General features: G+C 61.1%; 23 protein-coding genes. 7 read left to right on the forward strand and 16 right to left on the reverse strand.

Going from position 1 to position 23,795, the window contains the following annotated elements:
• Positions 1-29: 29 nt before the first annotated feature.
• The 4 genes from LGH82_RS07675 to LGH82_RS07690 form a co-directional block, all read right to left on the reverse strand.
• On the reverse strand, positions 30-716 hold the full coding sequence (locus tag LGH82_RS07675; protein ID WP_319799945.1) for a polysaccharide deacetylase family protein: 687 nt from the start codon (positions 714-716) through the stop codon (positions 30-32).
• A gap of 249 nt (positions 717-965) precedes the next feature.
• Positions 966-1,895 (reverse strand): ribokinase, encoded by a 930-nt coding sequence (gene rbsK, locus LGH82_RS07680; protein WP_227347947.1) that lies wholly within the window; start codon positions 1,893-1,895, stop codon positions 966-968.
• A gap of 4 nt (positions 1,896-1,899) precedes the next feature.
• Positions 1,900-2,352: an RbsD/FucU family protein gene (locus LGH82_RS07685; protein ID WP_227347948.1), complete on the reverse strand. Its 453-nt coding sequence runs from the start codon at positions 2,350-2,352 to the stop codon at positions 1,900-1,902.
• 34 nt (positions 2,353-2,386) lie between these two features.
• A complete protein-coding gene (locus tag LGH82_RS07690) occupies positions 2,387-3,445 on the reverse strand; it encodes an ABC transporter ATP-binding protein (RefSeq protein WP_227347949.1) in 1,059 nt (352 codons plus the stop codon).
• A 279-nt stretch (positions 3,446-3,724) separates the two neighbouring features.
• On the opposite strand from LGH82_RS07690, the gene LGH82_RS07695 reads away from it, so the two are divergent.
• The 3 genes from LGH82_RS07695 to LGH82_RS07705 all read left to right on the forward strand — a co-directional run bounded on the left by LGH82_RS07695 (position 3,725) and on the right by LGH82_RS07705 (position 7,540).
• Positions 3,725-5,392 carry an ABC transporter substrate-binding protein gene (locus tag LGH82_RS07695; protein WP_227347950.1) on the forward strand — a complete coding sequence of 556 codons (1,668 nt, stop codon included), beginning with the start codon at positions 3,725-3,727 and terminating at the stop codon, positions 5,390-5,392.
• Positions 5,393-5,488: 96 nt separating this feature from the next.
• Positions 5,489-6,610: a carbohydrate ABC transporter permease gene (locus LGH82_RS07700; protein ID WP_227347951.1), complete on the forward strand. Its 1,122-nt coding sequence runs from the start codon at positions 5,489-5,491 to the stop codon at positions 6,608-6,610.
• A 12-nt stretch (positions 6,611-6,622) separates the two neighbouring features.
• On the forward strand, positions 6,623-7,540 hold the full coding sequence (locus tag LGH82_RS07705) for a carbohydrate ABC transporter permease (protein ID WP_227347952.1): 918 nt from the start codon (positions 6,623-6,625) through the stop codon (positions 7,538-7,540).
• Between the two features lie 15 nt (positions 7,541-7,555).
• Here the strand turns inward: LGH82_RS07705 and LGH82_RS07710 are convergent, their stop codons facing one another.
• Together LGH82_RS07710 and hxlB are read right to left on the reverse strand one after the other, a co-directional pair.
• Positions 7,556-8,299: a creatininase family protein gene (locus LGH82_RS07710; protein WP_227347953.1), complete on the reverse strand. Its 744-nt coding sequence runs from the start codon at positions 8,297-8,299 to the stop codon at positions 7,556-7,558.
• A gap of 3 nt (positions 8,300-8,302) precedes the next feature.
• Positions 8,303-8,869 carry a 6-phospho-3-hexuloisomerase gene (gene hxlB / locus LGH82_RS07715; protein ID WP_227347954.1) on the reverse strand — a complete coding sequence of 189 codons (567 nt, stop codon included), beginning with the start codon at positions 8,867-8,869 and terminating at the stop codon, positions 8,303-8,305.
• Positions 8,870-9,032: 163 nt separating this feature from the next.
• Here hxlB and LGH82_RS07720 point away from each other — a divergent pair, with 163 nt between their 5' ends.
• Complete coding sequence (locus tag LGH82_RS07720) at positions 9,033-10,055, forward strand: aldo/keto reductase (RefSeq protein WP_227347955.1); 1,023 nt, start codon at positions 9,033-9,035, stop codon at positions 10,053-10,055.
• Positions 10,056-10,144: 89 nt separating this feature from the next.
• On the opposite strand, the gene LGH82_RS07725 is transcribed toward LGH82_RS07720, so the two are convergent.
• From LGH82_RS07725 to clpP, 4 genes are all read right to left on the reverse strand, one after another.
• Positions 10,145-10,417, reverse strand: coding sequence for an HU family DNA-binding protein (locus LGH82_RS07725; protein ID WP_023798342.1), 273 nt, complete (start codon positions 10,415-10,417; stop codon positions 10,145-10,147).
• Between the two features lie 196 nt (positions 10,418-10,613).
• Complete coding sequence (gene lon / locus LGH82_RS07730; RefSeq protein ID WP_227347956.1) at positions 10,614-13,025, reverse strand: endopeptidase La; 2,412 nt, start codon at positions 13,023-13,025, stop codon at positions 10,614-10,616.
• A gap of 267 nt (positions 13,026-13,292) precedes the next feature.
• Positions 13,293-14,567, reverse strand: coding sequence for an ATP-dependent Clp protease ATP-binding subunit ClpX (gene clpX, locus LGH82_RS07735; protein ID WP_227347957.1), 1,275 nt, complete (start codon positions 14,565-14,567; stop codon positions 13,293-13,295).
• A 307-nt stretch (positions 14,568-14,874) separates the two neighbouring features.
• Entirely contained in the window at positions 14,875-15,504 is a 630-nt protein-coding gene (gene clpP / locus LGH82_RS07740) for an ATP-dependent Clp endopeptidase proteolytic subunit ClpP (protein ID WP_227347958.1), read from the reverse strand.
• 358 nt (positions 15,505-15,862) lie between these two features.
• On the opposite strand from clpP, the gene LGH82_RS07745 reads away from it, so the two are divergent.
• Entirely contained in the window at positions 15,863-16,453 is a 591-nt protein-coding gene (locus tag LGH82_RS07745) for a hypothetical protein (RefSeq protein ID WP_227347959.1), read from the forward strand.
• A gap of 210 nt (positions 16,454-16,663) precedes the next feature.
• Here the strand turns inward: LGH82_RS07745 and LGH82_RS07750 are convergent, their stop codons facing one another.
• Entirely contained in the window at positions 16,664-17,767 is a 1,104-nt protein-coding gene (locus LGH82_RS07750) for an NAD(P)/FAD-dependent oxidoreductase (protein WP_227347960.1), read from the reverse strand.
• Between the two features lie 115 nt (positions 17,768-17,882).
• On the opposite strand from LGH82_RS07750, the gene LGH82_RS07755 reads away from it, so the two are divergent.
• Together LGH82_RS07755 and LGH82_RS07760 are read left to right on the forward strand one after the other, a co-directional pair.
• The gene (locus LGH82_RS07755; protein WP_227347961.1) at positions 17,883-19,139 is read left to right on the forward strand and encodes a cytochrome P450; all 1,257 of its coding nucleotides are present in this window, start codon (positions 17,883-17,885) and stop codon (positions 19,137-19,139) included.
• A 56-nt stretch (positions 19,140-19,195) separates the two neighbouring features.
• Positions 19,196-19,849 carry a CatB-related O-acetyltransferase gene (locus LGH82_RS07760; protein WP_227347962.1) on the forward strand — a complete coding sequence of 218 codons (654 nt, stop codon included), beginning with the start codon at positions 19,196-19,198 and terminating at the stop codon, positions 19,847-19,849.
• A gap of 10 nt (positions 19,850-19,859) precedes the next feature.
• Here the strand turns inward: LGH82_RS07760 and LGH82_RS07765 are convergent, their stop codons facing one another.
• The 5 genes from LGH82_RS07765 to LGH82_RS07785 all read right to left on the reverse strand — a co-directional run bounded on the left by LGH82_RS07765 (position 19,860) and on the right by LGH82_RS07785 (position 23,795).
• A complete protein-coding gene (locus LGH82_RS07765) occupies positions 19,860-20,210 on the reverse strand; it encodes a cupin domain-containing protein (RefSeq protein ID WP_227347963.1) in 351 nt (116 codons plus the stop codon).
• Positions 20,211-20,212: 2 nt separating this feature from the next.
• Entirely contained in the window at positions 20,213-21,493 is a 1,281-nt protein-coding gene (locus LGH82_RS07770) for an O-acetylhomoserine aminocarboxypropyltransferase (protein WP_227347964.1), read from the reverse strand.
• Positions 21,494-21,742: 249 nt separating this feature from the next.
• Positions 21,743-22,264 carry a CoA-binding protein gene (locus LGH82_RS07775; RefSeq protein WP_227347965.1) on the reverse strand — a complete coding sequence of 174 codons (522 nt, stop codon included), beginning with the start codon at positions 22,262-22,264 and terminating at the stop codon, positions 21,743-21,745.
• The gene (locus LGH82_RS07780) at positions 22,261-23,022 is read right to left on the reverse strand and encodes a GNAT family N-acetyltransferase (RefSeq protein ID WP_227347966.1); all 762 of its coding nucleotides are present in this window, start codon (positions 23,020-23,022) and stop codon (positions 22,261-22,263) included. Before LGH82_RS07780 ends, LGH82_RS07775 begins: the two co-directional genes overlap by 4 nt.
• Entirely contained in the window at positions 23,019-23,795 is a 777-nt protein-coding gene (locus tag LGH82_RS07785; RefSeq protein ID WP_227347967.1) for an AAA family ATPase, read from the reverse strand. Before LGH82_RS07785 ends, LGH82_RS07780 begins: the two co-directional genes overlap by 4 nt.

Genomic DNA, 23,795 nt, shown 5'->3' on the forward strand with positions numbered 1-23,795 from the left:
AAGGTCGCTCAAGTGCGCTGGGTTGACACCTACTCGGCGACAGCAGGGACGAGATGCACGATTGTGAACCCCCTCCTCCTGATTTCGGCAAACAAGCCCGGCAGCAAAGCTGCCGTGCGCGCATGGATATCATGCATGAGCACCATGCCAGAGCCACGACGAACGATCCGCCTCACCGCCTGGCGATGGAGCCGTTGGGGTGACAGGGTCACGTCGCTGTCGCCCACGGTAATGTCCGCGTCGAGCACCACGATTCTCCGACTGCTGAGTTCTTTGCGCAGCAGCCGCGTTCCCAGAAGGAATGGAAAGCGGAAGAAGGGCGCGGCGGGAAACCGCGATGGCCGCAGCGCCGCGGCAACGTTCTCTATGCCCGTGTCAATATCTGCCCTCGCGGTCCCCGGGTCGACCTCCTTCAAATTCAGATGATGGTTGGTGTGGCTCCCGACTGTATGTCCCCGCTCAGCGACCATGCGCACGAGATCAGGATTCCGACTGGCTTGCGCGCCAATCATCAAGAACGTCGCCTTGACGCTGGCGTCGTCCAGTGCGCGCAGCACGGCTTCGGTGTGCTCCGGCATCGGTCCGTCGTCGAAGGTCAGCACCAACTCCCGGTGCTTCAATTTGATATCGGCAATGCTCGCGACCGCAAGGGTCCGGCCGCACAAAGTACGGGCCGGCCGCGGCGGCACTATAAAGTCGCGAATCTGCCCGCACACCCTGTGCGCAATGGAAAACAAAACAGCTGCCCCGCCAAACCCCAGATATACAGAACAATGCGGTTATCTGGACTTTCGATCGGCTGCAAGCGCCACGGTTCGAATTGGCTAACGCCGCCTCGCATTGCCTGGTCTGGCGTGAGCAATTGGCGGGCTTGACCGTACTTGACGCCAAGGATCCGTGAATCTCCAAGCGCTGCAATTCCTCGGCGACGGTAGCGACACGATCCAGATCAAATTTTCTAGCCGTCAGGCCTTGGCGAGCAAGGCCTCCACCTCCAGCAGTGTCGGCATGGATGGCGCGGTGCCGGGCCGTGTGACCGAAATGCCAGCTACCGCGCAAGCGAAGCCGGCAGCCTGTAGCGGCTCCATTCCTCTCGACAGCGCGGCGGCCAGTCCGCCATTGAAGGCGTCGCCGGCACCGGTGGTCTCGACCACGGCGCCGGCGTTGACGGCGGCGACATGATCGGAACGATCGGCGGTGTGCAGTAGCGCGCCTTTTTCGCCAAGCGTAACAATCACCGTGCCGACACCCTTTTCGAGCAGCTTGGCGGCGGCGCGACGAGCATCGTCGACGGATGAGACCTTGATGCCGGTCAGTTCCTCGGCCTCGGTCTCGTTGGGCGTGACATAGTCGCAAAGCGTGTAGACGCGGTCTGGAAGTCTTGCCGCCGGCGCCGGATTGAGGATCGTCGTTACACCTGCTCCGTGCGCGATCTCCAGCGCCCGCATTGCCGCGTCGATCGGCTGTTCGAGTTGGGTGACGAAGATGCCGGCGGAGCGGATCAGGCCCGCGTTGGCCTCGATGTCACCGGGCGAAATCAGCATGGCCGCGCCGGGACTGACAATGATGGCATTGTTGCCGGTCGTTTCCTCCACGAAGATATAGGCGGCGCCCGTATAGCTTTCCGAGGTGTCGATGACAGCGCTTTTCACGCCTGCCAGCCCCCAGGTTTGCCTGGCCATATCCGCGAAGGGATCGACCCCGAGGCGCGTCAGGAAAGTGACGTCGGCACCAAGCTTTCCTGCCGCGACGGCCTGGTTCGACCCCTTGCCTCCGGGGCCAAGCTTGAAGGATGTGCCGAGAATGGTCTCGCCAATGCGAGGCTGCCGCTGCGCCCGATAGGCGGTGTCGGCGACGAAGACGCCCAAGATGACGATAGGCTTGCCGGCGGCCATGCTGCTACTCCGCATCCGGCGGGACCACACCCTTGCGGAAGGCAAAGCAGCCATAGAAGCGGCGCTCGCCGGTCTGGATGACACAATAGGCCTGCTTGGAACGTTCGTAGAAAGCGTAGCGTTCGACCGGCAACATCGGCCAGGACTTTCCTTCAGCCGCATCGATTTCCTTCTGCACTTCCGTCTGTACCGGCGGGATCTCATCCGGCTTGCCGACGATCTCCATGCGGGCGGCGGAATCGTCGACAAAAGTGTCCAGCGGGTAGAGCGACAGCACCGCCTTTACGACCTCGGCCGCCGGCGCGTCGATGCGCAGCAGCCGGCCCAACACGGTCTGGCGCGCCACGGAATCCGAAGGAAAATTGGTGTCGGCGATGATCAGGTCGTCGCCGTGCCCCATCGCCCGCAGCGCCTGAAGCACATCGGCATTGAGCAGCGGACTGATACCTTTGAGCATGACATTCCTCTCGATCGGGCTTTTGGATGAGGGATCAGATACGGCTACCGGATTTGGCGTCGAACAGATGGACCTGGTCGAGCCGTGGCTTCAGATGCAGCGTGTCGCCCGGCTTGAAGTCGTGGCGCTCGCGAAACAGCGCCACCATCTCGCCATCGCCGAAGCGCAGGAAGACAAGTGTCTCGGAACCGGTCGGCTCAACCACCGAAATCTTCGCCGGCACGCCGTCGGGATGGATCTCGAGATGCTCCGGACGCACGCCGTAGACTACGGCCTGCCCGTCCTGTGCGGCATTGTTCGCGGTAATCGGGAACAGAGTGCCGGCGATCTCGACACCAGCCTTGTCGCCCTTGCGCATGACGCCCTTGAGCAGGTTCATCGAGGGCGAGCCGATAAAACCAGCAACGAAGAGATTGGCTGGCCTGTCGAAAAGCTCCAGCGGCGCGCCGACCTGTTCGATACGGCCATCGCGCATCACCACGATCTTGTCGGCCATGGTCATGGCCTCGATCTGATCGTGGGTGACGTAGATGGTGGTGGTCTTCAGCCGCTGGTGCAGTTCCTTGATCTCAGTGCGCATCTGGACGCGCAGCTTGGCGTCGAGGTTGGAGAGCGGCTCGTCGAACAGGAAAACCTGCGGATTGCGCACGATCGCGCGCCCCATGGCCACACGCTGGCGCTGGCCACCCGACAACTGCCGTGGATAGCGCTTGAGATAGGGGGCAAGGTCGAGGATTTCCGCCGCGCGATTGACCCGCTCGGTAACCACCGCCGGATCGGTGTTGCGCAGCTTGAGCGCGAAGGCCATGTTCTGCTCGACCGTCTTGTGCGGATAGAGCGCGTAGTTCTGGAATACCATGGCGATATCGCGCTTGGCCGGCGGCAGATGGTTGACCACGCGATCGCCGATGGAGATCGTGCCGGCCGAGACGGTTTCCAGTCCCGCCACCATCCGGAGCAGCGTGGACTTGCCACAGCCCGACGGGCCGACCAACACCACGAACTGGCCGTCGGCGATATCGACGCTGACATCGTGCAGGACCTTCACGTTCCCGAACGCCTTGGCTGCATTGCGGATTGCGACTTGAGCCATATCCTCCCCTTCCGGCCCTCTATGCCGTTTGCGCAGAAGCTAACCAACGCCAACCGACAGGGCAAGACAGTCTCTTATAGATAAAAACCCGTTTTCGTTGACACGGCACCTGGTTGTGAGAATAGTGGCGAGCGCCAATCCGAATGCCGGTATTCTACCCCGATAGTCGGAACTCGAAGCGACGCAAGGTTGGGGGCCTACGTTTCCGTTTTTGATTGGGGCGGGCATCCGACAAGATTGGCATATCCATTCACAACTATGTTCTGGGAGGAATAGTAGATGAGAGTCGGTCTTTACGAAAAACTGGTGCGTGCGGGCGCCACGCGGCGCGAGATCCTGAAGGGGGCGGCCAGCATGGCCGCGATCGCCGCGGCATCCGGTACGGGACTTGGAGCACTGACGCGACCGGCATCCGCCGCCAGCGAACTGCGTACAAAGATCCTGCAGATTCCAGGCGTCGGCAAAGGCCAGCCGACGGACTCCGACTTCCAGAAAGTCGGTGAAATCTGCCTCGAAGCCACCAAGGCCAACGTCAAGCAAGGTGAATTCGCCGGCGTCGAGCTCACCTTCATGGGCCTCAACAACCAGAACCTGCACAACGTTCTGTTTCGCGGCTTCCTGAAGCCCTGGGAGACCTACACCGGCGCCAAGATCAACTGGATCGACCTGGCGCAAGCTGACTACAATGCCCGCCTGCAGCAGTCGATTGCCACCGGCACCGTCGATTTCGACATCGCCGAGATGGGCGCGCCTTTCGAAGGCGACGTCTGCGGCAAGGGGCTCACCTCGGAAATGCCGGACTGGGTCAAGAAGCAGATCGATATCGACGACTATGTCTCGTATCTGAAGCCACCTGTCGGTACATGGGACGGCAAGCAGTATCGTGTCACCATCGACGGCGACACGCACAGCTTCAACTATCGCACCGACGTTTTCTCAGATCCCGAACTCGCCAAGGCATGGAAGGCCGCCGGCAACACGACCGATTGGGGACAGCCGCGCACCTGGCAGCAGGTCCAGGTGGTGACCAAGTTCCTCAAGGGCCAGAAATTCAAGGGCCAGGACGTCTTCGGCTATCTCGATGCGCCCAAGGCCTGGGGCGGCTTCGGCTTCTACTTCCTCGGCAGCCGCGCCACCGCCTACGTCAAGCATCCCAACGACAAGGCCTGGCTGTTCGACCCGGACACAATGAAGCCGCGCGTCAACAATCCTGGCTGGGTACGCGCCATTCAGGACGTGATCGACGCGCTGCCCTTCGAGCCCGCCGACCAGATCAACGCCGATCCAAACACCACCGGCTTCCAGCAATTCCTCGCCGGCACGGGTTCGCTGCTCTCCTGGTGGGGTGATATCGGCCAGGTCGCGAACACCAGCGACACCTCCGTCATCGGCGATGTCATCGGCTTCGATATCTTGCCGGGCTCGGACGACGTCTACAACTCCAAGACCGGCAAGTGGGAGAAGCTTGCCAGCGGCCCGAACTTCGCGCCCAACTGCGCCTATCTCGGCTGGGGTGTCTATGTCATGGCCCGGGTCGATTCCGACGAGAAGAAGAAGAAGGCGGCATGGTCCGCCGCCGCCCATCTCGGCGGCAAGGACCTGTCGCTCTGGACGGTGATGTATCCATCAGGCTTCCAGGTGCATCGCAAGAGCCACTACGACATCGCCGAATGGGTCGCGGCGGGCTACAAGCAGGACTACATCAAGTCCTACCTCGACTCGGAGTTCAACTCCTACAACCACCCGAACGCGGCGATCGAACCTCGCATCCCCGGCATCTTCCAGTACTACAGCGCTGCCGAGGACATTCTGGCCAACACATTCGCCGGCAAGATGAAAGCACAGGAAGGGGCTGACGCGATCGCGGCGGCCTGGGAAAAGCTCACCGACCAGATCGGCCGAGAGAAGCAGATCAAGCTCTACAAGGCCTCGCTCGGCATCAGCTGATGCTGCAATGAACCTGGGTCCGGCGACGCAAAGCCGCCGGACCCGTCCTGACCGGCCAAGGCCGGTCGAGGAGCCTCTTGTTAGCGGACGAGATGCGTGGCTGACCAGACTTTGTCACCGAATGCATGGCCGGCAAACGCCGTTCCCTCCGATATGATCCCGCCCGGCCGCAAGCGACTCGGCTGGGGGTTGATGGCCGTTGCTACGATCGGCCTGCTGGCAACGATCGGGCTGCAAATCCTCTACAAGACTGACGTCGACGCCATCGGTTTCGAGACCTGGCGGCCGATTGTCTATGCCTATGTGCTGTGGGGGATCGCGATCGGTATAGGCCAGGTGCTGACGCGTGGCGAAGATGGCCAACGCGCGCTGTTCCTGCTGCCGGCGCTGCTGTTCACTATTGCCATGGTGATCTTCCCGACGCTGTTCGGCTTCTACATAGCGCTGACCGACTGGAACCTCAGCTCGTTCGCCGGACGGAAATTCAACGGGCTCGACAACTTCTGGCAGATGCTGGGCGACCCCTACTATCGCAACGCGCTGCTCAACATGGTGCTCTACGTGCTTGCGGTCCTGGTCGAATACGTCATCGCGTTCGGGCTGGCATTGCTGCTCAACGCGCAGATCCGCGCACGCAAATTCTTCCGTGTCGTCTTCCTGATGCCCTTGATGCTGTCGCCGGTGGCGGTGTCGTGGATGATCGGCAAATCGCTGATGGAATACAGGTTCGGGCCGGCTGCGACGCTGGCGCGCTATCTCGGCTGGGAAAACCCGGCCTTCTTCTCGAACCCGATCACCGCCCGCATCTCGATCATGGTGCTGGATGCCTGGACCTTCATCCCGTTCATGATGATCATGCTGCTCGCCGGCCTCCAGGCCATGTCGCGCGAGGTGCTGGAGGCGGCCAGGGTCGACGGCGCCAATGCGTGGCAGACCTTCTGGCAGGTCACCTTTCCCCTGATGCTGCCGGTGTCAGTGACAGCGGTCATCCTGCGCATCATCTTCAAGCTGAAGCTCGCCGACATCATCATCACCGTCACCTCAGGCGGGCCGGGCGGTGCGACCGATTCCGTCTCCAGCTTCATCTATCGCGAATACCGCGACCGTTCGAATGTCGGCTACGGCACCATGCTGGCGATGGTCTACCTGATCATCATCGTCGTGTTCGTGACCTGGCTGCTGAAGTTCGCCAACCGCTTCGTGCGCAATGTCAATTGACCAGCAGGCCATATGAGCGTCCAGACCACCGAATACGTCGCCTCTGAAATCCGCTCGCCGACCAGCTTCGTGGCCAGCCGCCTGTTCATCTATGGCGCGCTCGTCTTCTGGTCATTCATCTGCCTGTTCCCGATCTATTGGACGATAACGACCTCGTTCAAGGCGGCGGTCGATGTCACCCAGGGCCATCTCATCCCCTTCGTCGATTTCCAGCCGGACTGGAAAGGCTGGCGCTCGCTCGGCCTGTCGCCGGACTCGATTTTCGAAACCTCGACCGTGCGGGAGGAATTTCTCAAGCGCTTCATGAATTCGGTCATTACTTCGGTCGGCGCGTCGAGCCTCGCCATCGTCATCGGCAGCCTCGCCGCCTATGGCCTCACCCGCTATCGCTACCAGTTCGCCTGGTTCAGGAACGAGGACATCTCCTTCTTCTTCCTGTCGCAGCTGATCCTGCCGCCGGTGGTGCTCGCCCTGCCCTTTCTCGTGCTCTACCGCGAGGTCGGCCTGCTCGATACGCGCATCGGCCTGATCCTGCTCTACACGCTGATGGTGCTGCCGATCGTCATCTGGATCATGCGCGACCAGTTCAACTCGATCCCGGTTGAACTGGAGGAAGCTGCCCTTGTCGACGGCCTCTCGATCTGGGGGGCGTTCTTCCGGATCGTCATGCCGATCGCGCTGCCCGGCATGGTTGCCGCCTTCATCCTGGCGATGGTGCTGTGCTGGAATGAGTATTTCTTCGCCGCGCTTCTGACCTCGACCGACGCCAAGACGATCCCGGTCATGCTGGCGAGCCAGACCGGTTCGCAAGGCATCAACTGGTGGTCGATGGCAGCTCTCGCAACCGCTGCAATCGCACCGCTCGCCGTCATCGGCATCGCACTTGAGCGCTATCTGATCATGGGCATGACGGCCGGCGCGGTGAAATAGGCTGCAATAGGCTCATCAGGCCATGAGCGTCCTGCGCAGATGGTCGAGGATCATCGCCACACCCTGATTGCCGAGTTCCGCCGAAGCTTCGGCAGCGCTCTTCGTGTACCAGCTGTCGTTGTCGGCGAAATGCGCGGCATCGACCGCCTCGGGGCATAGCGCCAGCATCAGCGAGGTCTCGCCGATCCCTGCATGGTCGAACGGATATTTGCCGTTCATGTCAGCCGGCATAAGCGGATGGACCTGCACCCAGTTGAAGAAATTGCCGCCCTCGGCATGTTCGGCATAGTAATCGGCCATGGCGTTGGAGCCCCACCAGCCCTCACCGCGCTCCTTTTCGAGGAAGCGGAAGATGGCCTGTCGGCCCGCCGTCTTGAAAGCGAGATCGGTCGGCATGCCCGCGGTAAAATTTTCGGTCTGGTGATGGATGATGGCGTGGATGTTGCGAAATCCGATACGCAGCAGGCCGTAGAACAGTTCCTCCGCGAACGGCGCCAGCGCATTCCCGCCGACCTGCACCGAACCGTTGCCTTCGGGCGGCGCCACTGCATAGCTAGCAGCGCCGTAGTAGAAGGGTGGCAGGATGACGATGTCCCTATCCTGCTCGAACAGCTCCAGTGTCTTGATGACAGCCAGCGTGTCCATGCCAACGGCCATGTGTTCGCCATGGTATTCGAGAACACCGAGCGGCAGCGCGACCGGCCAGTTCTCGGCGATCGCCGTGCGGATCTGATGCGGCAGCATGAGTTCGTAGCGCATGATCTATTCCATGTTGGTGTGGCGGGAGCGCATGGCTTCGGGCGACTGGCCGGTCATGGTCTTCAGCTTCAGCACCATCACCTCGAACAACAGGAACAATGCGCCTTCGAACACAGACCCCATCGGCAGCACCGATGTCTTTTCCGGCCCCTGATCATCAGCCATGGTCTGGGCCGGGATCAGCAGCATGAAGTCCGACAGACTTGCCGCGCTGCTTTCCGGCTGCGCGGTCAGCAGCAGGATTTTCGCGCCTGCGGCGCGGGCGACCCGCATCAGGGTGAGCACCGTGGACGTTTCGCCGGGTCCGGAACTGGCGAGGAAGACGTCGCCTGCGCCAAGCGGCGGCGTTGTCATGTCGCCGACCACCGACACCGGCAGGCCAAGATGGTGGAGCCGCATGGCAAAGCCCTTGGCCTGCAAGGCCTCACGGCCGCAGCCATAGACAACGATTTGCTTCGCCCCTGCCAGCATCTTGCAGGCGGCATCAATGCGGCTCTCGTCCACGCGCATCAGCACACTGCAAAGTTCATCAAGCGCGGTCTTGAACAGGTTTTCGTTCTTGTCGCCCACCGCAAACCCGCCTCGAAATGGTCCTGGGATTTTTCCACGAACAGCTTGATTTTGTTCATGCTAGCAACCGTGAAAATGCGTGTCCAACGGTCCGCGACGCTTTTGCCGAGCCACAGGCATGATAGTGTCATGTCAGACAAATCAAGTGAGGCAACGGCAGGATATGAAGACACGGCATTTCGACCGCATCGGCAATGGTGGCATCACCTTCACGGAGCTCGGCTTCGGCACGGCGCCGATCGGGAATCTCTACCGCGCCGTCTCCGACGAGGATGCCAATGCCACGCTGGAGGCAGCGTGGCGGACCGGCTGCCGTTACTACGACACCGCGCCGCTTTATGGGCTCGGGCTCTCGGAAACGCGGCTCAATCCATTCCTGCGCTCGAAGAAGCGCGACGACTATGTGCTGTCGAGCAAGGTCGGCCGCATCATGCGCGCCTGCCCGCCGGAACAGCGCACCGGCATTGGCAAGTTCTTCGATACGCCATCGCGCCGCGAGGTCTACGACTACAGCTATGACGGTGTCATGCGTTCGTTCGAAGCCTCGCTGGAGCGTCTCGGCGTCGACCGCATCGACATACTCTTCGTCCATGACGTCGATATTTTCACACACGGCAGCAAGGAGGCGTCCGACCAGCGCATCGAGGAGTTCATGCGCTCCGGCTATTACGGGCTGCTGTCCCTGCGCGACCAGGGCGTCATCAAGGCGTTTGGCGGCGGCATCAATGAATGGCAGGTTGCCCAGACGCTAGCGGAACGCGGTGACTTCGACCTTTTCCTGCTTGCCGGCCGCTACACGCTGTTGGAACAGGATGCGCTGACATCCTTCCTGCCGCTATGCCAGGCACGCGGCATCGGCATCGTCCTCGGCGGTCCCTACAATTCAGGCATACTGGCAACCGGGCCGAAGCCCGGCGCCTACTACAATTATTCCGAGGCGCCGCAGGATATACTCGACCGCGTTGCGCGCATCGAGGCCGTCTGCAATCGTCACGGTACGCGGCTGATCGAGGCGGCGCTCCAGTTTCCGTTGCTGCATCCTTCGGTCGTCTCGGTGATCCCCGGCGGCCAGAGGCCAGCCGAGGTCGAAAGCAACCGTTCCCTCCTCGATGCAAAATTGCCCGAGGCACTCTGGTCCGACCTCAAGAAGGAAGGCCTGATGCGCACGGATGCGCCCACGGCCTGACGCAGCCACAAGTCGAGCAGCGATTTTGGGGGCACAAAAAAGAAAAGCCGGGCATGCCCGGCTTTTCTGATCTCTAAAAAGAAATGGTCTTAGTTGACCGCGTCCTTGAGGCCCTTACCGGCCGAGAACTTCGGCACGGTGCGCGCCGGGATCTGCACTTCCGCGCCCGTCTGCGGGTTGCGACCGGTCGATGCGGCGCGCTTTGACACGGTGAAATTTCCGAAGCCGACAAGCCGGACATCGCCGCCCTTTTTCAGTTCACCGGTGATCACGGAAAATACCGCATCCACAGCCGACTGCGCGTCACCCTTCGAAATGCTCGCGGCGTCGGCGACAGCGGACACCAGTTCGTTCTTGTTCATAAAAATTCCCTTCCATGAGAAAACCGGAACTCACGACTCATCCGGCAGGAAACGGACTTTAGAAAGAAGCGTTCCGGCAACCAAGTCGAAAAGCTCCAGAAAAAGCGGAAAAAGCCCGGAAATCCGGGGTTTTTCACATGAAAAAGCCGGGCGCGAGGCCCGGCTTTCTGTTTGTGCGCTGCAACTTTAGCTTATGCTAATGCGCAAGCGACTTTCCAGCGTCGTCGGCACTGTCGGTCGTGGCCGGCGGATTGACCGGTTCGACCCATTCGATCGGTTCCGGCATACGCACCAATGCATGGCGCAACACCTCGCCGACGCGTGAGACCGGAATGATCTCCATGCCATTCTTCACATTGTCCGGAATCTCCGCCAGATCCTTGGCGTTATCTTCCGGGATCAGCACCTTCTTGATGCCGCCGCGCAGTGCGGCGAGCAGCTTCTCCTTGAGGCCGCCGATCGGCAAGATGCGGCCGCGAAGCGTTATCTCGCCAGTCATCGCCACATCGGCACGGACCGGAATACCGGTCATTACCGACACGATGGCGGTCGCCATGGCGGCACCCGCGGACGGGCCATCCTTTGGCGTAGCGCCTTCCGGCAAGTGGACGTGGATGTCGCGCTTGTCGAACAGCGGCGGCTCGATGCCGAAATCGATGGCGCGCGAGCGGACATAGGAGGCCGCCGCCGAGATCGATTCCTTCATCACGTCGCGCAGATTGCCGGTCACCGTCATGCGGCCCTTGCCGGGCATCATGACGCCTTCGACCGTCAGCAGTTCGCCGCCGACTTCCGTCCAGGCAAGTCCGGTAACGACGCCGACCTGATCGTCAGCCTCGACCTGGCCGAAGCGGAAGCGCTGGACACCCAGGTAGTCGGCGAGGTTTGCCGCCGTGATGCTCACCGTCTTCTTCTTCGTCTTCAGGATCTCGGTCACCGCCTTGCGCCCGAGCTTCATCAGCTCGCGCTCCAGGCTCCTGACGCCCGCTTCACGGGTGTAGGTCTGAACGATACCACGGATCGCGTCCTCGCTGACCGAGAACTCCTTCGGCTGCAACGCGTGATCGCGGATCACCTTCGGCATCAAGTGCCGCTTGGCGATCTCGATCTTCTCGTCCTCGGTATAACCGGCGATACGGATGATCTCCATGCGGTCCATCAAGGGCGCCGGGATGTTCAGCGTATTGGCCGTCGTCACGAACATCACGCTCGAAAGATCGTATTCGACCTCGAGATAGTGGTCCATGAACGTCGAGTTCTGTTCGGGATCGAGCACCTCGAGCAACGCCGATGACGGGTCGCCACGGAAGTCCTGGCCCATCTTGTCGATCTCGTCGAGCAGGAAGAGCGGATTGGACTTCTTCGCCTTCTTCATCGACTGGATGACCTTGCCGGGCATCGAGCCGATATAGGTGCGGCGGTGGCCACGGATCTCGGCCTCGTCGCGCACGCCGCCCAGCGCCATGCGGATGAACTCACGTCCAGTCGCCTTGGCGATCGACTTGCCGAGCGAGGTCTTGCCAACGCCGGGAGGGCCAACGAGGCACAGGATCGGCCCCTTCAGCTTCTTCTGGCGGCTTTGCACGGCGAGATACTCGACGATGCGCTCCTTGACCTTGTCGAGACCGAAGTGGTCGGTGTCGAGCACATTCTGCGCGAAAGCCAGATCCTGCTTGACCTTGGAGTTCTTGCCCCACGGTATCGACAGAATCCAGTCGAGATAGTTGCGCACCACGGTCGATTCAGCCGACATCGGCGACATCGTCCGCAGCTTCTTCAATTCGGCCTCCGCCTTTTCGCGGGCCTCCTTGGAGAGCTTGGTCTTCTTGATGCGCGCCTCGATCTCGGCAGCCTCGTCGCGGCCGTCCTCGCCCTCGCCGAGCTCCTTCTGGATCGCCTTCATCTGCTCGTTGAGGTAGTACTCGCGCTGCGTCTTCTCCATCTGGCGCTTGACGCGCGAGCGGATGCGCTTCTCCACCTGCAGGACGGAGATCTCAGCTTCCATGAAGCCCATTGCCTTCTCAAGCCGCTCCTTGACGGAGAGCGTGGCAAGCATTTCCTGCTTCTCGGGGATCTTGATGGCAAGATGCGAAGCGACCGTATCGGCGAGCTTGGAATAGTCGTCGATCTGGCTGGCCGCACCGACCACCTCGGGCGAGATCTTCTTGTTCAGCTTGACGTAATTTTCGAAGTCGGTGACGACCGAACGCGCCAGCGCCTCGACCTCGACCTCTTCCTCCTCCGGCTCGACCAGCGCCGTGGCGTGGGCCTCGTGGAAGTCGAGACGGTCGGTGAACGAAACGATTTTCGCGCGCGAAGCGCCTTCAACAAGCACCTTCACGGTGCCGTCCGGCAATTTCAGCAGCTGCAGCACATTGGCGAGCGTGCCGATGTCGAAGATGGCACCGGGCTCGGGTTCGTCATCGGCGGCATTCATCTGGGTGGAAAGCAGGATCTGCTTTTCCTGCCCCATCACCTCTTCCAGCGCCTTGATCGACTTTTCACGCCCGACAAAGAGCGGAACGATCATGTGCGGAAACACCACGATGTCACGCAGTGGGAGGACTGCGAAGACGCCGTCGCTGGGAGCCTTGGATACTTTGGCCATTGTCCAACCTTTCATATCGCGGCCGCCAATCAGCCAACCGCGAATCTCATATTAACGACCGAGGATCGTTCCGCCTATCACCGATTGTTACCGGAGTTTTACAGCACAGAATTCGGGCACCTCGGCCTTCTTTTGTTAGTTGGATGCACGAGGGGCAAAGATCAAGGGCTAACACGATCCGTTCATCCAACTCATTGCCAGGCTAACGTCAGCTAAAGCAAAACGGCGCCTCGCGGCGCCGTTTCAAAATCCGCTTTGGGGACCACGTCAGGCGCTGACGTTGCCCTTCTTTTCCTTCTGTTCGGAATAGATGTAGAGCGGCCGGGCGCTGCCGGTCACCACATCCTCCGAAATCACCACTTCGCGCACGCCTTCCAGCGCCGGAAGTTCGAACATGGTGTCGAGCAGGATCGCTTCCATGATCGAGCGCAGGCCGCGCGCGCCGGTCTTGCGCTCGATGGCGCGCTTGGCGATCGCCGACAATGCGTTCTCATGGAACGTCAGGTCGACATTCTCCATCTCGAACAGCCGCTGATACTGCTTGACCAGGGCGTTCTTCGGCTCGGTCAGGATCTGGATCAGCGCCGGCTCGTCGAGATCCTCCAGGGTCGCAAGGACCGGAAGACGGCCGACAAATTCGGGGATAAGGCCGAATTTCAGCAAATCCTCGGGCTCCACCAGCCGGAACACATCGCCGGTGCGGCGATCCTCGGGCGAGGCGACGATGGCGCCAAAACCGATCGAGGTCTTCCTGCCGCGATCCGAGATGATCTTGTCCAGCCCGGCGAAGGCGCCGCCGCAGATGAACAGGATGTTGGCGGTATCCACCTGCAGGAACTCCTGCTGTGGATGCTTCCTGCCGCCTTGGGGCGGCACGGAGGCGACGGTGCCTTCCATGATCTTCAAGAGCGCCTGCTGCACGCCCTCGCCCGACACGTCGCGGGTGATCGAGGGATTGTCCGACTTGCGCGAAATCTTGTCGATCTCATCGATGTAGACGATGCCGCGCTGGGCCCGCTCGACATTGTAGTCGGCCGACTGCAGCAGCTTCAGGATGATGTTCTCGACATCCTCGCCGACATAGCCTGCTTCGGTCAGCGTCGTCGCGTCAGCCATGGTGAACGGCACGTCGATGATGCGGGCCAGCGTCTGCGCGAGCAGCGTCTTGCCGCAACCGGTGGGGCCGATCAGCAGGATGTTGGACTTGGCCAGCTCGACGTCGTTGTTCTTGCCGGCATGCGCGAGGCGCTTGTAGTGGTTGTGAACCGCCACCGACAGCACGCGCTTGGCATAGGGCTGACCGATGACATAGTCGTCGAGAACCTTCAGGATCTCCTGTGGTGTCGGCACGCCTTCGCGCGACTTCACCATCGAGGTCTTGTTCTCCTCGCGGATGATGTCCATGCACAGTTCGACGCATTCGTCGCAGATGAAGACCGTTGGACCGGCGATCAGCTTGCGCACCTCGTGCTGGCTTTTGCCGCAAAACGAGCAATAGAGCGTGTTCTTGGAATCACCGCTGTTGCTGCCGACCTTGCTCATTTTCATGTCCTTTCATGGCCGCCCGCCGATGGTCTGGCTGAAAGGGCGCATACTCTATCTATCGCGGGAATCCGCCGCCGCCAGTGACCCAGCTCACACAACGCATTCCGTACGAAACACAAATCAGAAAACGTGGCAATGATTCGCGACAACCCCGCATAAAGCTAAGCCGCCGAAACTCAATAGAGCCTTAACGTAGGCAATCCTGTCCGCCGAGGGAACAGCCAATTGTGGCCGAAATGCCGCAAGACGCGCCAAAAGCGCGTGATGCCGCCAATCCATCCGCCATTCAACTGCCAGTGCGCGCTTATGCAGCAACACCTTCGGCCGGCTCGCGCGACGAAATGACCTTGTCGATGAGGCCGAAATCCTTGGCCTCGTCGGCGGTCATGAAATGGTCGCGATCAAGCGTCCTCTCGATCTCCTCGTAGGTCTTGCCGGTGTGCTTGACATAGACCTCGTTGAGACGGCGCTTCAGCTTGACGATATCCATGGCATGCCGTTCGATATCGGAAGCCTGGCCCTGGAAACCGCCGGAAGGCTGGTGAACCATGATGCGAGCGTTCGGCGTGGCGAAGCGCATGCCCTTCTCGCCGGCGGTGAGAAGCAGCGAGCCCATTGATGCCGCCTGCCCGATGCAGAGCGTCGACACGGCCGGCTTGATGAACTGCATGGTGTCGTAGATCGCCATGCCGGAGGTGACCACACCGCCGGGCGAATTGATGTAAAGGTTGATTTCCTTCTTCGGATTCTCGGCTTCGAGGAACAGTAGCTGCGCGCAGACCAGCGTCGCCATGCCGTCCTCGACCGGACCGGTGATGAAAATGATGCGCTCCTTGAGGAGCCGCGAGAAAATGTCGTAGGCTCGCTCCCCGCGATTGGTCTGCTCGACCACCATCGGAACGAGGTTCATGTAGGTTTCGACAGGGTTCTTCATGGACTATCCCTTTTTGGAAATGGGATTCCGGCGCCGGGAGATGTTTGCAGGTCGGGCAGAATCGGTTCTGGATCGTTGTGCAGTAAATAGGATGCCGGCTCACCCTTGCGCAAGGCCGGGAGGCCTAGCCATCCGGTTAAGTCGCATTAAGGTTGCCGCCAAGGAACTGTATGATGCCCTTAGCACCGTCTCCGCCGTTTCGTCGAGCTTGACGCGGAGAAAGCGCGGGATCATCGCCGCGTAGCGATTTCTTAACCGCGTCGCTTAACGAAATACGGCGAATCCTCTTCCCCCCGACACAGCTTCCCCTACAATTCAACGTTGAACTCGCTTGCCAAGGTTCAACAGGGGGAGTGCCATGTTCAGGAAAACCGCATCCTTCGCCATTGCCGGACTGACTGTTTTCGGCACGATTTCCGAGACAGCCGCCGGGGGCCGAGCCATCGAATGCTACGAACCGGTCAACCGGCCCGCCATCTACGATACAGTCTATGAAAATGTGCTGGTCAGTCCCACCGGCCAGTTGGTGGACTACGATCCGCCGATCTACGGGACGCGGGAGCGCGTCGTTCAGACCGTGCCAGCACAGGCCAGATACGAAATCGTGCCGGCCATCACCCAGACGGTCTACCATACGGTGAAGGTCGATAATGGCGGCTATGCCTGGGAATGGCGCGTCATCCACGGCCGCAAGGTACTCTGCAAGGTCTGGCGCAAGGCGCGCTACCAGCGGGTCGCCGAGACCGTGGTGATAGAGCCTGAGCGCGCGCGCCGCGTCGTCATACCGGCCGAGTACGACAGCATCGCCGAGGAGGTGCTGGTGCGGCCCGAGCAAAGGCGCATCGTCAACATCCCGCCATCGTACCAAACGGTGGCGCGGCGCGTCGTGGTCAGGGAAGGATCAACCAGTTGGCGGCGCGTGCATATTCCCAGGCATTGCAATGGATAGCCTCTCGTGGAGCGTCATCGTTTGTGGTGTTGCGGCAGCTTATATATTCTCGCGACACAATCTGTACGACGCGACCGCGCTAAGGTGGAAAAGCCCTTCTGGAACAAATGAATATTATGCCTATGCCGCCTTCTTCACTTTTTTGACGATCGCGGCGGTAGGGCTTTTCTTTTACCCAACGGGCTAGCGTGCAGCTTTACGATACTCAGTTCAAGCAACCTCAGCCCGCAACCAACGCTTCAGGCCGGCGATATCGCCGTCACCGACGGCCGCCGCGACGCGTCTGCCGACCGCCGCGCCAAACTTGTAGCCATGGCCGGAACAGGCCGAGACGATCAGGCATTTGCCCTTCTCGTGCGCCATGAATTTCTCGTCGGCGGTGAACGTGTAGGCACAGGTGACCACTTCGGTGACGCGATACTCCTCGATGCGGGCGATCGGCGGTGAGAACAGGTTGCGGATCGCCTCGCCCTCGCCCTCGACCGGCTCGCGATTCCAATCGGCGTCGCTGGTTGGCACCTTGTGCAGGCCCGAGCCGAACTTCATGCCGGTGCCGCCTGTTGGCGGGATCACGTAGCCATCGGTCTTGCCGCCGACATCGAGGATAACCGGCGCCGTATCCCATACCGCCTTCAGATCCGCCGGCGGCTCGACATAGGCAAGAGCGGTTCGATAGGTCTTCAACTCGCCGTCAAGTTCCGGGAACAGTTTCAGGACCCAGGCGCCGGCCGCGACGACGATGCGATCGGCCTGCATGGTTTCGCCACTCTCCAGTAAGATATGGCCTGCCTCGGCATCGATTTCCGTCACCTTGCTGTGTTCGTAGACGTTGGCGCCATTGGCGTGCAGCCATTTTGCCAGTCCCGCCGCAATCTTTCGGCAATGGAGCGCGCCACCTTCCGGAGAAAAATAAGCGTAGCGAAACGAGCCCGGCTCGAGGAAAGGCCAGCGCTTGACGGCGGCGTCGGGTTCGAACAGCTCGAACGGAAAACTCCCGTCCTCCAGGCCCTCCCGATATTCTTCGGCCTCGTCGCCCGGTTCGCGCGAGATGCAAAGGAAGCCTCTCGCATCGAGATGGTTCTCGCCGAGGTCGACCCACATCTCGTCCCAGGCTTGATAGGCCTCGGTGATTAACCGGCCATAGCCGGTTCCGGCCCGATAGGCGCGGCGGATGACGCGGTGATGGTCGCCGGACGCGGCGAGCGGATTGGGAATCGGCCCTTGCTCGACAATGGAAACATTATGGCCTGACTTGACCAGGGACCACGCCGTCGAGAGGCCGGCAATGCCCGCGCCGACCACGATCACATTCATCAAAACCGTCTTTCCGCAGCCGCACGGCTGGCTCAACTCATTGGACTTTGGAGCACTATGACCAGGCCAACATAAGGTCTGGCACCAACCAGGCAAGCCGCGCTAATGATCCAGCATGACCGATTTGATGCCGCCACCCTCCTACCTGACCTTCGATCCAGCCACCCGCCACCTGCTGCTGGACCCGCATGAACCGGCCTTTTTCCAGGACCCTTACGAGGCCTATGCCTTTTTGCACGGCGCGGCGAATGCGTTCTTCTGGGAAGAGTTCGGCTTCTGGTGCTTTGGCGGCTTTGACGATGTCAACCGGCTGTTGCGTGATCGCCGCTTCGGCCGGCAGAACCCAGCCGGCATTCCCGACAGCCGTGGCATCGGGCAGGATCGCACGCACCTCAAGGCGTTCGACGGCATCGAGGCCAATTCGATGCTTGAACTGGAACCGCCCGTACATACGCGGCTGAGGACACTGGTCAACCGCGCCTTTGTCTCACGCCAGGTCGAGCGGCTGAGGCCGCGAGTCGAGGCGCTCGCCAACGAATTGATCGACCGTTTCGATCCGGCTGGCCCCGTCGATCTCCTGCCCGCCTTCGCCGCGCCGCTGCCGATCACCATCATTGCCGAAATGCTCGGCGTTCCCGTCGAAATGGGACCGCGACTGCTCGACTGGTCGCACCAGATGGTCGCCATGTACATGCATGGCCGCACGCGCGAGACCGAGGATACGGCCAACCGTGCGGCGCGCGAATTTTCGGATTTCCTGCGCGGCTACGTCACCGAGCGGCGCAAAAAGCCAGGTGATGACCTGCTGTCCTTGCTGATCTCGGCGCGGGAGGATGGCCAGAAACTGTCGGAGGACGAGTTGGTGTCCTCCGCCATCCTGCTGCTCAATGCCGGCCACGAGGCGACGGTCCACCAGACCGGCAATGCCGTTCGCTCGATCCTGGCGCAAGGCGGCGACCCGCGTCGCTTCTTCACCTCGCCCGAAGCGACCGCGGCGACGGTCGAGGAATGCCTGCGCTTTGACGCGCCGCTGCACATGTTCACGCGCTACGCCTATCAGGAGATCGAACTCGCCCCGGGCATCGTCCTGCAGCCGGGCCAGACGATCGGCCTGCTGCTCGGCATGGCCAACCATGATCCGAAAGCCTTCGCCAATCCATCCGCTTTCGGCCCCGGCCGCGAAGACCAGAAGAACGTTTCATTCGGCGCCGGCATCCATTTTTGCATCGGCGCGCCGCTTGCCCGACTTGAACTGCAGGTGTCGCTCAACACCCTGTTCGAACGGCATCCCGGGCTGCATCTTGCCGAACAGCCTCGCTTTCGCGACACCTACCATTTCCATGGGCTGGAAGCGCTCTCCGTCCAACTCTGAGCCTGCGGGCTCGGGATGGCGTGGTGGCAAACAGATTTCAGCGACGGAGCCTCGCTATGACCATTGCCGAAAATGCAACCGCCAAGCACTGGTCCAAGGTGGAGTATCTGCACGAGACCGTGAGAAATCCGAACATCCATGTTCGGGGTACGCACAGCTATTATAGCGACGCATGGTCGGGGTCGTTCGAGGAGAGCGTGGTGCGCTATCTCCATGGCGACGAATACAGCCTGAAGGCTTGGCAACCGGCCTGGCCGATCGATCAACTCCATATCGGCGACTATGTATGCATCGGCGCGGAAGCAGTGATCCTGCTCGGGGGCAACCACACCCACCGGATGGACTGGTTCAGCCTCTATCCGTTCGCCGAATTCATCGTCGACGCCTATGTCGGCAAGGGCGACACCACCATCGGTGACGGCGTCTGGATCGGCATGCGCGCCATGGTCATGCCCGGCGTCACAATCGGCGAAGGCGCCGTCATCGCGTCGGGAGCGATCGTGACCAAGGACGTCACGCCCTACACGATCGTCGCGGGAAACCCGGCAAAACCGATCAAGTCGCGATTTGCCGAGGAAACAACGAAGACGCTGCTCGCGCTCAAGATTTACGACTGGCCGAAGAGCAAATTCGACGCGCTCAAGCACCTGGTTTGCGCTGAGGACATCGACGCCCTTGCCGCAGCCTCGGAGCAATACGACGCGGGCTGATGTCGCGTCGTCAAAGCTTGATCACATATTCCTTGCGAGTCGTTTCAAGCACTTCCCAGCTTCCCTTGAAGCCCGGCCTCAGGACGAAGCTATCTCCCGCACGCACGGTGCGCGCTTCGCCGTCCGCTTCCGTGATTACCGAAACGCCGGACAGGATGTGGCAGAACTCCCACTCGTCATATTCGATCCGCCATTTGCCCGGCGTCGATTCCCAGATGCCGGCGTAGAGCCCGCCGTCGCGTTCCTCGACATTCCAGGTGCGGAATTTCGGATCGCCTGAAATCAGGCGATCCGGCGCAGGCGCGCCAGCCTCGGCCTCGACGCTGTTGGCGTCGAGGGGCAGGAAATTCGATACGCTCATGATCAGACCTTGGCCAGCGCCTGTTCGAGGTCGGCGACGATGTCGTTGACGTCCTCGATACCGATCGACAGCCGCACCGTGTCCGGCCCTGCTCCAGCCTTGACCTTCTGCTCGTCGGAAAGCTGGCGGTGCGTTGTCGATGCCGGGTGGATGACCAGCGACTTGGTGTCACCGACATTGGCAAGGTGCGAGAACAGTTCCAGCGCTTCGACGAACTTCACGCCTGCCGCGTAGCCGCCCTTCAGGCCGAAGGTGAAGACAGCGCCGGCGCCGAGCGGCGAGTATTTCTTCTGCAGCGCGTTGTTCTTGTCGCTGGGCAGGCCGGGGTAATTCACCCAGGCAACCTTGGGATGGTTGGACAGCCAGGCGGCCACGGTGACCGCATTGTCGCAATGGCGCTGCATGCGCAGCGGCAAGGTTTCCAGGCCGGTCAGGATGAGAAACGCGTTGAAGGGCGAAATGGCCGGGCCGAGGTCGCGCAGGCCGAGTACGCGCGCGGCGATGGCGAAAGCGAAATTGCCGAAGGTTTCATGCAGGACAAGGCCGCCATATTCGGGGCGCGGCTCGGACAGCATCGGGTATTTTCCCGACTTCGACCAGTCGAAGGTGCCACCATCGACGATGACGCCGCCGATCGAATTGCCGTGGCCGCCGATGAACTTGGTCAACGAATGGACGACAATATCGGCGCCATGTTCTATCGGCCGGATCAGGTAAGGCGAGGCCAGCGTATTGTCGACGATCAGCGGCAGCCCATGCTTGCGCGCGATCTCACCGATCTTCTCGATGTCGACGAAGGTGCCGCCGGGATTGGCAAGGCTCTCTATGAAGATGGCCTTGGTCTTGTCGTCGATCTGGTTTTCAAAGGTCGACAGGTCATTGGTGTCGGCCCAGCGCACCTCCCAGCCATAGTTCTTGAAAGCATGGCCAAACTGGTTGATCGAGCCGCCATAGAGCTTGTTGGCGGCAATGAAATTCTCGCCGGGCCGCATCAGATTGTGGAACACAATCACCTGCGCGGCATGGCCGGAAGCGACCGCAAGTGCTGCAGTTCCGCCTTCAAGTGCGGCGACACGCTCTTCCAGCACGGCCTGGGTCGGGTTCATGATGCGGGTGTAGATGTTGCCGAAGGCCTTCAGCCCGAACAGCGAGGCGGCATGGTCGGCATCATCGAAGACGAAGGAGGTGGTCTGGTAGATCGGCGTGGCGCGCGCGCCCGTTGCCGGATCCGGCTTGGCGCCGGCATGGACGGCGAGCGTGTTGAAACCAGGCGTACGGGTCATGGAAAACCTCCCTTTTTGAAACTCTCAAATCGCGGGGCATTCTTGGCGAAGGCCAGGCGCGAATGCAAAGAAGAAAATACCTTTCGGCGAACGATCTGCGATGAACGCGCGAGAAAACCTGTTTCTTCCCGGAATAATTTTTCGTCCAAGGCCACGTCGCGGTTAATGCGATTTATGCGACGCGCCTAAGACATCTTTTTTGTGCATGTCGTTGTTCCAAAACCGCTGCGCGCTTTTGGGCGACATGCATCATTTCTGTCGCACACCAAAACTCTGAAAACCAGACCGTATCAACGGCTTCTTCGATGACAGCACTCCGGAATTGACGCCTGTCCAGCCGATCTCGCCCGACAGCTTGCCATATTCAATCTTGGGGCAGCGGTTCATCACCACCTTGATGCCAGCGGCTTCGGCACGTGCCGCTGCTTCGTCGTGGCGAACGCCAAGCTGCATCCAGATCACCTTGGGCAGCGGATCGAGTTTCATGACCTCGTCGACGATGCCCGGCACGGCCGCGGCATTTCGAAAAATGTCGACCATGTCGATCGGCTCGGGAACATCAGCCAGACTCGCATAGGTCATGCGGCCGAGGATTTCCTTGCCAGCGTGACCAGGATTGATCGGGAACACGGAAAATCCCTTGGCCAGCAGATATTTCAGCACGAAATAGCTGGGCCGAACGTCGTTGGCGGACGCGCCAACCATGGCGACGGTCTTCACCGAATTCAGGATACCGCCGATATAGGCGTTGTCGTAGGCGTCGTGGTTCATGCCGAAATGGCCTTCCTGCGGTAGTGGTATCGGTAAAGTTCCCGGTTGAACCCGAGCGAGGCATAGAGCGCCCTGCCCGCCGCGTTGTCCGCGACCACCTGCAGGCATGCCGCCTCCGCGCCCTTGCGCCGAGCCCAGCCGATCAGGCCGCCGACGGTCCTGCGGCCCAGTCCTTGCTGCCTGAAGCGGCCGTCGGTTTCAACGGATTCCACGACAAGCAGCCCATCCCGGATCACGCCATAGGCCACGGCGACGACTTCACCGTCGTTTTCGGTCGACACAAACGCCTTGTCGCCGACGATCCGCCCCGTCATGTCGCGAAAGATGCGGCCATCAGCGGCATCATACGATCCCATGCGAAACCGCGCTTCGAACCAATCCTCGCCCGGCGTCGGCGACACCACGACCTCATGGTCTGGCGCATCCTTCAATTCGTCCATGCCAGCATAGAGATGGATGGTCCCGCCTTCGAGGCTGTAGCCACGGCTGTCGAGTATGGCGTCCATTTCGGCGGCGATGTCGGGGATCCGAAACAAGGTCGTCTGCTTGTGGTCGCCATAGAATGCCTCGGCCATGGCAAGCACGGTTTCAGGCGCTGCCGTCCGGCCCCGCAAAGGATTGGCCGAGTTGGTGCGGCGCGTCTTTCCGCCAGACTGGCGCAGAAGCCAGCCGTCAACCGCGACCTCCTTGGCCGCCGGGCATCCTTCCAGGCACGTCTGTTCAACCTGCCAATCGAGATCATCCGCGCCCGCCGTCATTCGCCGTCCTCCTGGAGCGCTTCCGCCATAAAGGACAGCGGGTCGATGCAGAAGTCTCTGAACATGCGAAAATGGTCCGTATCCTGAAAATCCGTGAGATCGAGCCCGAACCGGCTGATGCGGAACAGCCGCGCGCCAGGACAAGCCATCAGCAGCGGCGAGTGCGTGGCCATGATCACCTGCGCGGTACCCGACCGGTCCATGCGCCCCAGCATCTTCAGCAATTCGATCTGGCGTGACGGTGACAGTGCGCTCTCGGGTTCGTCGAGGATGTAGATGCCTTGCCTGCTGCAGCGTTCCTCGAAGAAGCGGATGAAGCCCTCGCCATGCGACCAGGACAGGAAATCCGGTGGCGCCCCACCAGAATCCAGGGCGGCCTGATCGAGATAGCGGGCGACCGAGTAAAAAGATTCGGCGCGGAAGAACCAGCCGGCGGTGACCTTCGGCAGCCAGTGCGCACGAAGCGTATCGGCCAGCGCCGCGCCGCTCTTGTCGATAGCGCTGGAGTGGTCGACCGGCCGGTAGCCCTTGCCGCCGCCGGCCTCGTCATAGCCAGCCAGCGCGCCGATCGCCTCAAGCAAGGTGGATTTGCCGGTGCCATTCTCACCGACGATGATGGTGATCGGCGTCGTGAATTCGAGTTCGAACGCCTGGCCGCGAAACAGTGGCAGGTTCCAGGGGTATTTCTCCCAATCCGCAACGCGCGCCGGCTCCAAAAGGATTCGCTTGAGATAAGGCGCCTGGAGCCGCGTCAGTTGCTTGCGATAGGCCAT

Origin of the sequence: Mesorhizobium sp. PAMC28654 (assembly GCF_020616515.1) — a bacterium.
In the GTDB taxonomy this organism is placed as follows: domain Bacteria; phylum Pseudomonadota; class Alphaproteobacteria; order Rhizobiales; family Rhizobiaceae; genus Mesorhizobium.

Bases quoted from the DNA above. Each gene is read 5' to 3' on its own strand.
- rbsK (WP_227347947.1), bottom strand. From the start codon at position 1,895: ATGGCCGCCGGCAAGCCTATCGTCATCTTGGGCGTCTTCGTCGCCGAC.
- LGH82_RS07685 (WP_227347948.1), bottom strand. From the start codon at position 2,352: ATGCTCAAAGGTATCAGTCCGCTGCTCAATGCCGATGTGCTTCAGGCG.
- LGH82_RS07690 (WP_227347949.1), bottom strand. From the start codon at position 3,445: ATGGCTCAAGTCGCAATCCGCAATGCAGCCAAGGCGTTCGGGAACGTG.
- LGH82_RS07695 (WP_227347950.1), top strand. From the start codon at position 3,725: ATGAGAGTCGGTCTTTACGAAAAACTGGTGCGTGCGGGCGCCACGCGG.
- LGH82_RS07705 (WP_227347952.1), top strand. From the start codon at position 6,623: ATGAGCGTCCAGACCACCGAATACGTCGCCTCTGAAATCCGCTCGCCG.
- LGH82_RS07710 (WP_227347953.1), bottom strand. From the start codon at position 8,299: ATGCGCTACGAACTCATGCTGCCGCATCAGATCCGCACGGCGATCGCC.
- LGH82_RS07720 (WP_227347955.1), top strand. From the start codon at position 9,033: ATGAAGACACGGCATTTCGACCGCATCGGCAATGGTGGCATCACCTTC.
- LGH82_RS07725 (WP_023798342.1), bottom strand. From the start codon at position 10,417: ATGAACAAGAACGAACTGGTGTCCGCTGTCGCCGACGCCGCGAGCATT.
- lon (WP_227347956.1), bottom strand. From the start codon at position 13,025: ATGGCCAAAGTATCCAAGGCTCCCAGCGACGGCGTCTTCGCAGTCCTC.
- clpX (WP_227347957.1), bottom strand. From the start codon at position 14,567: ATGAGCAAGGTCGGCAGCAACAGCGGTGATTCCAAGAACACGCTCTAT.
- clpP (WP_227347958.1), bottom strand. From the start codon at position 15,504: ATGAAGAACCCTGTCGAAACCTACATGAACCTCGTTCCGATGGTGGTC.
- LGH82_RS07745 (WP_227347959.1), top strand. From the start codon at position 15,863: ATGTTCAGGAAAACCGCATCCTTCGCCATTGCCGGACTGACTGTTTTC.
- LGH82_RS07750 (WP_227347960.1), bottom strand. From the start codon at position 17,767: ATGAATGTGATCGTGGTCGGCGCGGGCATTGCCGGCCTCTCGACGGCG.
- LGH82_RS07755 (WP_227347961.1), top strand. From the start codon at position 17,883: ATGACCGATTTGATGCCGCCACCCTCCTACCTGACCTTCGATCCAGCC.
- LGH82_RS07760 (WP_227347962.1), top strand. From the start codon at position 19,196: ATGACCATTGCCGAAAATGCAACCGCCAAGCACTGGTCCAAGGTGGAG.
- LGH82_RS07765 (WP_227347963.1), bottom strand. From the start codon at position 20,210: ATGAGCGTATCGAATTTCCTGCCCCTCGACGCCAACAGCGTCGAGGCC.
- LGH82_RS07770 (WP_227347964.1), bottom strand. From the start codon at position 21,493: ATGACCCGTACGCCTGGTTTCAACACGCTCGCCGTCCATGCCGGCGCC.
- LGH82_RS07775 (WP_227347965.1), bottom strand. From the start codon at position 22,264: ATGAACCACGACGCCTACGACAACGCCTATATCGGCGGTATCCTGAAT.
- LGH82_RS07780 (WP_227347966.1), bottom strand. From the start codon at position 23,022: ATGACGGCGGGCGCGGATGATCTCGATTGGCAGGTTGAACAGACGTGC.
- LGH82_RS07785 (WP_227347967.1), bottom strand. From the start codon at position 23,795: ATGGCCTATCGCAAGCAACTGACGCGGCTCCAGGCGCCTTATCTCAAG.